This window comes from SAR202 cluster bacterium (genome assembly GCA_016872355.1).
In the GTDB taxonomy this organism is placed as follows: domain Bacteria; phylum Chloroflexota; class Dehalococcoidia; order Lucifugimonadales; family VGZY01; genus VGZY01.
The window spans coordinates 1-12,635 of sequence record VGZY01000087.1 but is presented as its reverse complement, the minus strand read 5'-3'; the positions used below and the strand labels follow the sequence as shown (position 1 = coordinate 12,635).

The 12,635-nt window shown below is 59.8% G+C and carries 5 protein-coding genes and 1 other RNA gene; 1 reads left to right on the top strand and 5 read right to left on the bottom strand.

The features are described from left to right. Positions 1-269: 269 nt before the first annotated feature. Positions 270-3,404: a DNA polymerase III subunit alpha gene (dnaE, locus tag FJ319_13300; protein ID MBM3935250.1), complete on the bottom strand. Its 3,135-nt coding sequence runs from the start codon at positions 3,402-3,404 to the stop codon at positions 270-272. 9 nt (positions 3,405-3,413) lie between these two features. After that, positions 3,414-4,853: a hypothetical protein gene (locus FJ319_13295; GenBank protein MBM3935249.1), complete on the bottom strand. Its 1,440-nt coding sequence runs from the start codon at positions 4,851-4,853 to the stop codon at positions 3,414-3,416. Positions 4,854-5,039: 186 nt separating this feature from the next. On the opposite strand from FJ319_13295, the gene FJ319_13290 reads away from it, so the two are divergent. Next, a complete protein-coding gene (locus FJ319_13290) occupies positions 5,040-6,647 on the top strand; it encodes a Fic family protein (protein MBM3935248.1) in 1,608 nt (535 codons plus the stop codon). A 108-nt stretch (positions 6,648-6,755) separates the two neighbouring features. Here FJ319_13290 and FJ319_13285 read toward each other — a convergent pair whose 3' ends face one another. The 3 genes from FJ319_13285 to ssrA all read right to left on the bottom strand — a co-directional run bounded on the left by FJ319_13285 (position 6,756) and on the right by ssrA (position 12,440). Then, on the bottom strand, positions 6,756-9,275 hold the full coding sequence (locus FJ319_13285) for a restriction endonuclease subunit M/S (protein MBM3935247.1): 2,520 nt from the start codon (positions 9,273-9,275) through the stop codon (positions 6,756-6,758). Between the two features lie 10 nt (positions 9,276-9,285). Beyond that, positions 9,286-11,826 carry a DEAD/DEAH box helicase gene (locus FJ319_13280; GenBank protein MBM3935246.1) on the bottom strand — a complete coding sequence of 847 codons (2,541 nt, stop codon included), beginning with the start codon at positions 11,824-11,826 and terminating at the stop codon, positions 9,286-9,288. 262 nt (positions 11,827-12,088) lie between these two features. Beyond that, positions 12,089-12,440, bottom strand: a transfer-messenger RNA (tmRNA) gene (gene ssrA, locus FJ319_13275). Positions 12,441-12,635 lie beyond the last annotated feature (195 nt).

The window sequence follows — 12,635 nt, the reverse complement described above, 5'->3', positions numbered from 1 at the left end:
TACCGTCAGCACAGGGGACTGAGCACGAACAATCGCTATCAGTATTTCACTTGGTACTTTTACCTTGTACCACGCTGATCACACATTTTCTGCAAATATGCCCATTCTCGGCCAAAAGAGGCGTTGCGCCGTACAAAAACAAACGACGCGGCAAGGCCTGTAACGGCTATCAGCAGTCCAAAGGCGAACACCACAGTGCCGACTGTCGCGAGCATGATAAACGAGCTGCTGGTGGGGAAGATAACCATGGGGTGACGCCCGGCGAGGCACTAGTGCCAATCGTGCGATTTGGGCAGCCTGGAAGGCACGTCAACGGGCTCCATGTGCGCCACGATCATGTTGACGTTGCCGTCATCCGACCGTGAAATCCGGCCGCTGGCCTTGATGACCGGGCTCCGCAACGTGTTCCTGTACACCTGGAACACCTCCGGCCTCACGATGAGCTGCGTGTAAAAATGCTCGTCCTCGATGGTGATGAAAGTCGTCCACTCGGCGCCGCGCGGGTGCTGCCTGGCCACGACCATGCCGGCGACCGAGGCGTACTGGCCATCCCTGGCGTTTTCCACCTGCTGCGTCGTCCAGACATTCCTCAGCCGTGGCCGCAGGAACTCCATGAGGTGTCCCTGGGGGTATATCTCCAGGACGATGTACTCTCCCAGCGCCTTTTCATAGGGCGAGAAGTCGGGAAGGGCAGGGACATTCATGTCCATGTTCAGCGGCAGGCGCAGCTGGCTGGCGGACGGGCCGTCATAGAGCGCGGCCTCCCACAGGGCCGTCTTCCTGTTGCGCGAAAGCGAGTCGAATGCGCCTGCGAAGACGAGAGATCTCATTGCCGACGGTTTGAGGCTGAGGCGCTGAACGAAGCGGCCTATGCTGTCAAAGCGGCCGTTTTGCCGGCGCTCATCCACAATGCGCCTGGCGGTAGCCTCGCGGATATCCTTGACGAACCGCAGGCCCATGAGCATTCCGTTTTCAAGCGGGCGGCATTCTACCTCGCTGGCATTGATATCCGGGTTCAGGTACTGCACGCCGAAGCGCCTGGCATCTTGCTTGATCACCTCTCGCGGGTAGAAGCCCATAGGCAGGTTGTTCATAAGGGTAGTGAAGAATTCGAGCGGATAGTGGGCCTTTAGCCACGCCGCCTGGAGGGCGTTGATTGCGAAGGCGTAGCTGTGGCTCTCCGGGAACATATAGTGGCCGTTGACCATTCCCCAGGTCTTCTCCGCGGCCTCCGGGTGGACCCCCTTGAGGGCCGCTCCGGCCATGAACCGCTTCTTGTACATCTCCAGCAGGTGGGCGTTGTTCGGCTTGGCGAAGGCGCGCCGCACCTGGTCCGCCTCCGAGGTGGTCATCCCCCCCACGTCCGCGATTACCTGCACCACCTGCTCCTGCCATACGATGATGCCGCAGCCTCGCTCCAGCGCGCGCGCCTGGAGCGGGTGGTCATATTCCCATTTGATTTCCGGGCGCCGGTAGCGCGTGATGAATGTGCTTACAGCGCTGCCCTGTACGCCTACTCCGGGCCTGATGAGGGCAACCTGGTAGGCCATGTCTTTCAGGTTACGCGCCTTGAACCGGATGGAGGTCTTTATCTGGGCGGGTGACTGTATGAGGAACACGCCGATAGTCTTGCCCTGGTTGATCATGTCATACAGCTCGGGATCGTCCGACCCGGCGCGGCTGAGGTCCGGGCGCTTGCCGGTGCGCTGCTCCACCAGGGTGAGGGTCTCATCCATCTGGTCAAGGACGGGCAGAGACAGGACATCTATCTTGGCGAAGCCGGCATCGTCCACGCTGTCCTTGTTCCAGTCCATGATGAAGCGCCCTTCGATTGCGCTCCTGCGCACCGGCACCATTTCAGGTATCGGCGATGAGCTGAGAATCATACCGCCCACGTGCTGCCCCAGGGCCTTCGGCGCCTGCAGGAGCTGGGGCGCGACTTCGATGAGGTCCCTCCAGCCGGGCGAGTCCACTTTTTGGGCAAAGTCGGCCATCTGGAGCATCTCTGCCCGGAGGTCGCCGGTGTGGATGCTGTTTGCCAGGCGGCGCAGCGCCTCGCTCGGGAGTCCCAGCGCCTTGCCGACGTCTGCGATGACTCCCTTTATCCTGTAGGTGCTTATCGCCCCCACCAGGACTGCCCGCTCCTGGCCGAACTCCTTGTGGATGCGCTCAATGAGGGTCTCCCGCAACTGCCTTGGGAAGTCGAGGTCGATGTCCGGGAGGGATGTCATGTCCTCCGGCAGGAACCTCTCCAGTGTGAGATCGAAGGCCGTGGGATCGACGTGGGAGATGCCGATAAGGTATCCGGTGAGCAGCGCAACGGAGGAGCCCCGGCCGCGGCCTGGAGGGCGGTTTTCCATGGGTGTCTCGGGGGGAGTCAGCCCCTTTTCTATCATGATGCGGTGCGCGATCTGCGAGATCTCGCGGTACAGGAGAAGGAAGCCGAAAAGCTTGTGCTTCCGGAAGAGATAGAACTCGTCATTCAGCCGGTTGTGCACCTTCTCAGGGACTGTGCCGTACCGCCTCTGGGCGGCCTCGTTGCACAGCAGCCTGAGATACGTTTCTGGGGTGTAGCCCGGAGGCACTGCAGGCTCAGGGAGCCCGTACCCCAGGTCTTTCGACAGGTCGAACTCGCACATCTCCGCAACGGTCAGTGTATTTCGCAGGGCGTCAGGGCGCTCCTTGAAGATCCTGGCCATGTGCTCCGGGGAGCGCAGGTAGAAGTTCTCGTTGGGCTTCAGCAGGTCGATGCACTCATTCAGGGTGCAGTTGTTCCTCACTGCGGTAAGGATATTCTGGAGCTTGTGCCGCTCCGGGACGTGGTAGTAGACGTCGTTCGTCGCCAGGAGGGAGATGTTGAGACGGTCCGCAATTTCGATGAGCTTGCGGTTGCGGGAGGTGTCCCCATACACCCTGTTTTGCTGCAGGCCGATGTAGACCGAGCGCGGGCCGAAGGCGTCTGCATATTCCCGGAGGAGGGCCTCGGCATCCCCGGTGTGGCCCCTGGTAACCAGGCGTGAGACGGCGCTGTCGGCGCAGCCTGTGATGAGGACCAGCCCGCCCGCGTGGGCCGGGACCAGGCGAGGGTCCAGGAGGGGGTTGCGCCGGTCCACGGAGTTGGCCGTGGTAAACATGCGGGAGAGGTTGGAATAGCCTTCCCGGTTTTTGGCGAGGAAGGTGAGCCTGGAGCCGTCGGTGAGTGTGATCTGGCCGCCGGTGATTGGGCGCACGCCGAGGTTATGCGCAAGCCGTGCGAACTCGAGCGCGCCGCACAGGTTCGTGTCCGTAAGGGCGAGGGCGGCATACCCGAGTCCGGCGGCGCGCGCCAGCAGGTCGTGGAGGTGGCTGGCGCCCTCCCCGAAGGAGTAGAAGCTTCTGACCCGGAGCTCAACGTAGGAACTCATATGGAGTGGCTAGTAGGACTGCTCGAACCATTCGCCGGTGCCCAGGTCCTGGAAAACGGTAATGCAATTGCCGTCCGAGCAGCCCAGCTTGTAGTACAGCCGCTCCACCGGCTGGGCCATCCACCAGAGCTTTATCTTCCAGGAGTCCAGGACCGACGAGATGCGGACGGTGCGCTCTCCAACATGTAGCCTTTTGGGTATGGCGGCGCCCTCCAGCACCTTGAGGGGAGACGGGCGCTGGAGCGTTTTCACGGTGCTCCCGGCGCTCGGGTCCACGGACACCTGTATGGCCCTCATCTCCGGGACCGGGTGGGCAGGGTGGATAGGGAGGATGTGGTACAGCGCGGACCGCTCCTTTGTGCGGGCGCGCAGCAGGCGGTCTATCTCCGCCAGGTCGCGTTTTATACCGTTAGCGCGGGGGACAAGGCCATCCTGCCTGCTGGGCTCTCCACGGAAGTCGGACAGGGTGACGGCAACGGTCTCAAACGGGCCGTCCGGCCGGTCTGCCCCCAGGGTGCCCTTGACGATTTCGAACGCGCGGGCGGCGTCTCCGATGCCTTCGCGGAGGTGGAATGTCTTTGACCAGGTGGGGGTGTTTGCCCTGCTGCACTGGATGACGGTCTTTACTGGGAATTTGCCGCGCATTTCCGGCCTGCCGAACGCCTTCCGGAGCAATACGTCAAGAGCGGAGAGCAGGGTGTCCATGGAGCTTACCTCGTACGGGAAGCCAAGGCTCTCGGTAACCGACTCTTCCGGCTTCATGGGGATGACGGGGCGGTTGTCTGTGCCGTTGGCGAGCTCCCAGATGAGCTTGCCCTGTGGGCCGAACTGCGATTGCAGCGGCCCGACGCCGATATCGGCGACGTCTCCCAGCCGGTCCAGGTGCAGCATGTGGAGCCTCTGGCGTATTTCCATGTCCACGGGCAGGCAGTCTACAGGGAAGCTGCGGATGAAGGCCGCGGGACCATCCGGCGCCTTGTATGCGCCGCATGGGGCAGCGACGCCGGCGGCCAGGTACGCCACGAACTTGTTGGGGCCGGTCCCGATGCGCGCCCCGAAGGGCGAAGGGACTGCGTTGCAGAACGTGGCGACCATGCGCGCGGTTTCGCCGTAGAGGAGCTCCATCCCATCCATCTCAGCGTAGGCAATACCCACCTCTGCCTGTTCCACGGCAGGGTTGTAGCGCAAAAGGGAGACCAGGATGTCATTGAACGCCTTCTGGTAGTGGTCGTCGTCGGCCTCCACCACGTGCACGTTCGACCAGGATGAGAGCGCCTCGCTCAGGCGGCCGCCCCTGTGCAGCCCTTTGAGGTCAGGGGAGAAGTCTACGATCTCGTTCTCCTTTCTTGCGGTGCGCGCGACGATCACGCTTTTGCCCTTGAGGTCCGGGCGGCGCTGCAGCTCCACCTTGAGGGGGAAGTGAGTTATGAGGACACACGCTATGGGCATGGCACCGCTAGTTAATACAAACGTTCTATTTCCAACATAAAGAACAAATGTTTTAACACGCAAGGGAGTTGACCGGCAGTTTTGAGGCAAAAAGTGTTTAGCAGAAGTTTAAGAAACGGTAGGAGCAGGAGGCAGGCTGTGCGGGATCAACAAGCAGCCATTGCATTAACTTCCCAATCGGTTAGAATGGATTTTCACGAAATATTGTGCTTGAGCATTAAATTTCAGGAACAAGGACTGTTTTTCATGAGAAGAGGCAATAGCATCAAGTTTTCAGGGCCAGTGACCGTATTTCGGGAACGATGGCTTCCAGAGAGTGCCACGCCTGCTGGTTACAGCGCCCTTGTAGAAGCCTATGACCTCTCCGCGCCTTTGCCACGCACCCTTGCCGCCATTGGCGAGCGCCACAGGGTGATAGAAAAGGACGGTTGGCGCATCCTGACACCGCGCCACGCGCCCCACCCAACTCTGGAAGGGCATCTGACATTTGCGCTCAAGTACGAAGGGTTAGACCTCGCCATTCTCAAGCGCCTCATTCTGGCCATTGGCCCCGGGGCCTTTGAAGCACTGGTGCGTGCTAGACCCACGGGCGTGTACTCTCGCCGCTTATGGTTTCTCTACGAGTGGCTGACAAGCACACGCTTGGACCTCCTGGACGCAACTACGGGCCGCTACGTCTCGGTGGTTGACACCGATCTGCAATGGGCTGCCTCTGGGGCTAACTCCCCTCGGCATCGAGTCAGAAACAACCTACCCGGCATACCCGGCTTCTGTCCTATGGTGTTTCGTACCGAGACTTTGGACCGATACGTTGCACTTGGGATGCAACAGCGCGCTCTGGAGGCCGTCGCAGACGTTCCGCGCGACATAATTGCCCGGACCGCCGCATTCTTGCTCCTTAAAGACTCGCGTGCAAGCTATGCGATAGAGGGAGAGCGGGCCCCCCATGACCGGATGCAACGTTGGGCGCGCGCCATTGGCGAAGCCGGCAAAAAGCCCCTTGAGCTCCGGGAATTGCTGCGGCTGCAACGTATCGTCATAGGAGATGCCCGCTTCGTGCGGTTGGGGCTGCGGACAGACGGAGGATTCGTGGGGGAGCACGACCGCGACACGCGAATGCCGCTGCCGTACCACATCAGTGCCAGGCCCGAGGACCTGCCGTCCCTTGTCAATGGGCTCATTGCTTTCGAGAAAGGCGCCGTCCAGCAGCTCGACCCCGTCATCGCGGCAGCGGTACTGGCTTTTGGGTTCGTGTATGCCCACCCCCTGGAGGATGGGAACGGCCGGCTCCATCGCTATCTTATCCACCACGTGCTTGCCCAACGCGGCTTCAACCCGCCCGGAGTCGTATTCCCGGTGTCGGCTGCTATTCTGGATCGGATCGAGGAGTATCGCAGAGTGCTTGAGGACTATTCGGCCCGTCTCCTGCCGGTGGTCGATTGGGAACCCACCGCCGAGTCCAATGTTCGAGTCCTAAACGACACAGGAGACTTCTACCGGTTCTTTGATGCGACGCCACACGCGGAGTTTCTATACGCCTGCGTCCAGCAGACCGTCGAGGAGGACCTTCCTAAAGAGACAGACTTCTTGCGCCGCTACGACCGGTTCCGCAGCCAGGTGGCGACAATTGTAGACATGCCGGACATGACGTCGGACCTGCTTTTCCGGTTCCTCCGTCAGAACGATGGGCGCCTTTCCAGGAGGGCGCGTGAAAGGGAGTTCAGCGCGCTGACAGACGCCGAGGCAGGGCAGATCGAGGACGCTTACCGAGAGGCATGGCAGCGGAGCGATTAGGGCACGACGCTCGCGGCACGATCAACGCAAGACCGCCAACTGCCCAATATAGGAATACGGGACTGATCAGGCAACGTTGAAGTGCTGCCGGTAACATACCATTGGAACTCAGGCGGGCTCTTCGCCCCAGACGCGGGCGAGGGTGGCCTGTATCTTCCTCTCGAAGCGCGCGATGAGCTCGCGGTTGGCGGCGACGAGCGCCTGCTCGGCCTCGATCTCGGCGACGATGGCCTGCTGGACGGGGAGAGGCGGGAGGGGGATCCGGAACTCTCCAAGTAATTTACCGTTGATTCCAGCCTGACCTATCCATTTATTCGCACGCTCAAGGAAATCACCTCGTACCCATGCGGCATGGAGGCTGATTGCTAAAAAGTGACTATCGCAACGTTCTTGTTTAACACGTATACGAGTCATGTGATTCGAGTAGCCGCCGCGTATTGCTTCCTTGATAAGGCAGGTCTTGCCCACCAGTTCCTTACTATTAGTGTTATTAAAAAGGACATCACCAGGCTGTAGTATGAAGTCCTCCCTCCCTAGGAATTCATCTTCCTCGATGCATTTGACGCCATTCCAAGTGAACTCGCCAAACTCTGTGACATTCATGGGGCGTATATGTGGCACACCATTCGTTTCAACGCTTGATTTGCCACTGGCGAAACCTGCCTTGACCTCTCGGGAAAGGTCAGCAATGGCTACCACCGGCCATTCCGGCTTGACTGGTATCTGAGGCCGGTAGTTGTCCACCACCGCGCGCGCGCCGTCGATGACCTTCTGGTAGCCCTCGATCTCCGATACGATCTCCTTTTGCAGGTCTAAGGGAGGGAGGGGAATTGTCACTGACTGCACGTCTGTCTGATTAATACTGGGGTAAGCGCCTTTCCCCATCATACCCACCATTTGGTCGACCGCCTTGTCATGACGCAACATATCAATAAGAAAATTCGGAAGGACCCGCTCTGCCTTGGATCGTAGGACGGCGAAACCAGTTGAAGCCACCGCCCTTTCCGGAACCTCCGTAAGAATTGTGAAAGCTCTTAGATTCGGACGTACAGTAGAAATTAAAACGTCACCTTTTCTCACCGGCCGGCGCGCTCTATCCGGTGCTTCAAGCGTGGCTATCCTATTTGCGCCAAGGAATTTTCCTGATCGGTTTTCAACGCAGGAAATATCGATATAGTTGAAAAATGAATTGGAGTACTGTTGCGACGGATTTACTGACTCGGGATTGATCTCGCATATGTCGGCAACTGTGGCATATGGAAAGTCTGACGACGCAGCTCCCCCCTCCCTATACCGCTCCCCGCTCAGGTTGTACTCGCCGTTTGCCGCGATCTTCTGCTCGGGCACGATGAGGCCGCGGGTGAGCTGGAGGTCGGCGGTAGGTTGGCGGGTGCGGAGGGCGTGGAGGTAGGACTTCAGCTCGGTTTTAACCTGGGGAAGGTCGTTCTTGGCTATCTCCCGGCGCTGGGCGCCGAGGCTGAGGCCGTCGTTCTCGACCTTGAAGAAGGCGATGGTGTCCGCCTTGCGGGCGAGGGACTTGTCCAGGATAAGGATGGAGGTCTTTACGCCTGAGTATGGGTTGAAGATGCCCGCGGGCAGGGAGACGACGGCGACGAGGTAGTTTTCGACGAGCATCTTCCTCAGCTGCGTGTATGCCGTCTGGCTCTGGAAGATGATGCCTTCCGGGACGATGATTCCGGCGCGGCCGTTCGGGCGAAGGTGTTCGGCGATGTAGTCGACGAACAGCACTTCGCTGCGCTTGGCCTGGATCGAGAACCGCTTGTGGGGCTTGATGCCGCCCTTCGGCGACATGAACGGCGGATTGGCGAGGATGACATCGAAGGCTTTGTCCCAGTTGTCTTCCTGGGTAAGTGTGTCGTATTCCTCAACGCGCGGATCCGGGAAGCGGTGAAGGTACATGTTAACAAGTGACAGCCGTACCATGTCGGGCGAGATGTCGTAGCCCGTGAAATTCTTGCCCAGGCGCTCCCTGTCCTCCGCGCTCAGTGTGTCGCGTCCCCGAGCGTCGGTGTTGGCCTGCAGGATGTGCTTGTAGGATGAGATGAGGAAGCCGGCCGTGCCGCACGCCGGGTCGAGCACGGTCTCGTTCTTCTTCGGATCGACGATGGACACGATGAAGTCGATGATGTGCCGTGGGGTGCGAAACTGGCCCGCATCGCCCTGGGAACCGAGGACTGAGAGCAGGTACTCGAAGGCGTCGCCGAGTTTCTCCGAGTGGTCGTAGGTGAACTCGTCGATGATCTTCAGGAACGCCCTGAGCGTCTCCGGGTCCCGGTAGGGCAGGTAGGCGTTTTTGAATATATCCCGAAAGAGCGACGGAAGGCCGGGGTTTTCGGGCATTTTGGCAATGCCCTCGTCGTAGAGCTTCACAACATCGTGGCCGCCGAGGCCGGAGCGCATGAGCTTTGCCCAGCCGTAACGCTCGAAATCGTTCGCGAAGAATTTTCGCTTCCCGCCGAGCGATTCGGCGTCGGCGTCGATGTCATCCATGAACTTGTAGATCAGGGCGACGGTGATCTGTTCTACCTGGGACTTGGGGTCGGGGACCTTGCCCACGAGGATGTCGCGGGCTGTATCGATGCGGCGTTTCGTCTCGGAATCAAGCACTGGCGTTCCTTCAGGCGGCGAACTGCGTCAGAGAGACGTAGTCCTTGATATATTCGGGAACCAGGGCGCGGTACTTGTCAGGCACGGCCCTGAAGTCGCGCGTGGAAAACACCGGGTTCGTCGCCAGGTCGGTGTACTGCTTGTTGTCGATGATCTCCCGCACGCGGGTGCTGGTGACGTATGCCTTGAAATATGTCCTGATGGCCGGAATGGATTTGACGTCTGCCGGCTTGTAGTCGGCCACGAACTTCGAGAACTCCTCTTCGAGCAGCTCGTCCCGGGACTTGAATCGCGGGATGAGGCGGAACACCTTTTCCAGTATTTCCCGGAGCGTCAAGCGGCGGTCAACGTCCGCGGCCATTTGCAGCTTGTCGAGCGTGTAGTACTCCTCGGGCTTGTAGAATACCTCGCGATTGACGTAGTCGATCACGCGGTCCCACTGGCCCGCCTCGACCGCTTTCGCGATCGTGCTGTCCGCGCGCATGGCATCTTCGAACCTCTCGAAAAACATCCGGTCGATCTTCATCCCCTCGGGGCCGATCTGCTGCTCGCGAATCGTCGAGAGAATATCCTCGCCGCCGTGCTCGTAGGTTTCGGCGTACACCACGGGGCCGGTCGGGACGGCGTCTTCGCGCGGCTTGCCTTTTGGCTTCGGCAGCTTCAGCACCTGATCGTACTTGAACTCCTTCTCAAAGTACTCGCAGTTGGCGAAGAAGTCGAAGAGTTTGAACGACGTTTCCAAGGGCTTTGCGACGCCGCTCCTGACGCTTTCGTCCATGAGCTGATCGAGGAAGTTTTGAGTGCGGGTACCGCGGCCTTTGATCTGGATAAAGTCCGTAGGCGAAAAGATCGGACGAAAGAGGCCCAGGTTGAGGATGTCGGTGCAGTCGTAGCCAGTGGTCATCATGCCGACGGTGACGCAGATGCGGGCCTTGCTGGTCTTGTACTCCGGCAGGAAGTTCGCGCAGCCAAGGAGATTGTTGTTGCTGAAGTTTATGGCGAACTGCTGGGCATCGGCCACCTGCGACGTCACCTGGACGGCGAAGTCCGACTGGTACTTGCCGGGGAACATGCGGTCCGCCATCTGGTTGAATATCTGCGCGAGCTTGGCGGCGTGCTTCTGGCTTACCGCGAAGACGATCGACTTGCCGATCTCCTGGCTTACGGGGTCGAGAAGCGCGTTCTCCAGGAAGGTCTTGCAGAAGACCTTGTTGGTGGCGTCTGCGAAGAAGCGCTTTTCAAACTCGCGCTGCTTGAAAGTCTCTTCGTGGTCCTGACCTTCCTCGTCTGTGAACGACACCGCGAAGCCCTGTTGGGAAAGCAGGTCTGTCGTGATGCCGGTGCGGGCGTCCACGACCGTCGGGTTGATCAGGTATCCGTCCTTCACGCCGTCGGTCAGCGTGTACTTGAAGGTCGGCTGGCTGTTCTCGCACCCGAAGGTGCGGTAGGTATCCAGGAGCTGGCGGCGCTCCGCCTCGCCGGGGTCGCGGACGGCCGGGCTGGTGGCCTCAAACCTTTTCAGATAATCTCGCGGCGTGGCGGTGAGGCCGAGCTTGTACCCGACGAAGTACTCGAACACAGCGCGGGCGTTGCCGCCGATTGAGCGGTGCGCCTCGTCCGATATCACGAGATCAAAGTCCGTCGGCGAGAACAGCTGACGGTACTTGTTGTTGAATAGAAGCGACTGGACGGTGGTGACGACGATATCGGCTTTGCGCCACTCCTCGCGCTTTTCCTTATAGATGACCGTATCGTAGTCGGCGGAAAGGAGTCCCGCGAACGCCTTCCTGGCCTGGTCCTCCAGCTCTATGCGGTGGACCAGGAAGAGGACGCGCCCGGCGTTCCCGGTGCGGAGGAAGAGCTTGATGACGGCGGCGGCGGTGAGCGTTTTGCCTGTTCCGGTGGCCATCTCGAACAGGAAGCGCTCCTTGCCTTCCCTAACCGCGGCCTGAAGGCTCTTGATTGCCTCGACCTGGTAGGGGCGGAGAAAACGGAGTTTGTTTGTCTGAACGTACCCCTTGCGCTCCGCCGCGTTCTTCCACCCGGCCTCCGAAGCGTAGTTTGGCCTCTGGGTCAGGACGATATAGTCCTCATCGACCTCCTCCAGTAGCAGGCGATGTGGGTCGGGGATGACCTTTCGGTAACCTTCCATCGATGTGGGAGTTGGAAATGCCGTGACGATCTGCGGGTTACCCTGTTCGAGGTCCCAGAAGTAGTGCGCATTGCCGTTCGAGAGGATCACAAAACGGCAGTATTGGGAATTTGCGTACTTGCGTGCCTGCTCCTTTCCGATCAAGGGGTCTTTCGACTCGGCCTTGGCCTCCAGGACGATGATAGGTGCGCCGCGCTCATTGAGAAGGAGGAAGTCTACGGCGCCGCGCTTGACCTTCTCAAAGTCGCTACCCAGAGCGTCTATGGCGTGGGTCTGGACGGCGACGCCGGCTTCGAGCTGGATGTTTGCAGGGCCACTGGAATCGGGGAAGAAACGCCAGCCAGCCGCCTCCAGGAGCTTGTTAATTTTGATCCTTGCAGCAGCTTCGTTGGTCGCCATCCATATATCCTTGCGCCAGTTATGCAGACGCACAGGGAAATCAAAAACAGGGCGATCTTGGTATGCGACATAAGGTCGCCTGAATCTAAAGCCAAGCCCTGCTGGTGATGGACATAATAGTAGGGGCTCAGGAACAAAACAAGGGGGTTGTGCGCCGAATCTGATCGGACGGACATGGTGGGGCAGGCCGAGCAGCGAAGGCCCCCAAAACGCAAAAACGCCTCCGCCGCACAACGATGCGACGGAGGCGTCTAAGTGTTTCTGGTGGAGACGGGGGAGGGTCGAACTCCCCGTCCAAGAGGGCCCCTGACCAGGACTTCTACAGGTTTAGCTGATTTTCAGTTCTCGCCCCCGCGGCTCCCGATCAGCACGGGACTCCGCAAGGGCCAGCCGATGTTTCTTTTGTCCTGGGTATCGGCGTCCTTCGGACAGCATCCCGATTTGCGTCGCCCAGTCGCCTCCATCGGGCTAGGAGGCGGTGGACGCAAGCGGCCCTTAGGCCGCGAGAGCTAGCTTGTTATTGCCAGTTACTTGTTTGCCCACTTTTAACGAGGTGGTAGGCGCCTCGACCTGCAGCCCCGCAGTGACCGCCCCTGTCGAATCCACGCGTCCCCATTGGCGAGTCTCTGAAGACTACTTCCTTATTATATCAAACGCGCTGGCGATGTGTTTTTCAGTCGCCCGGGCGTTCGTGTCAAGGGGCAGTGAATCTGTCAGTGTTTAGGGTGCAGTGATTTTGTCAGTACGGTTCGTCTCCATGGGTGGTCTGCAGCCGGCTTATGGGCGGTGGACTTAGCCGGATAGGGACT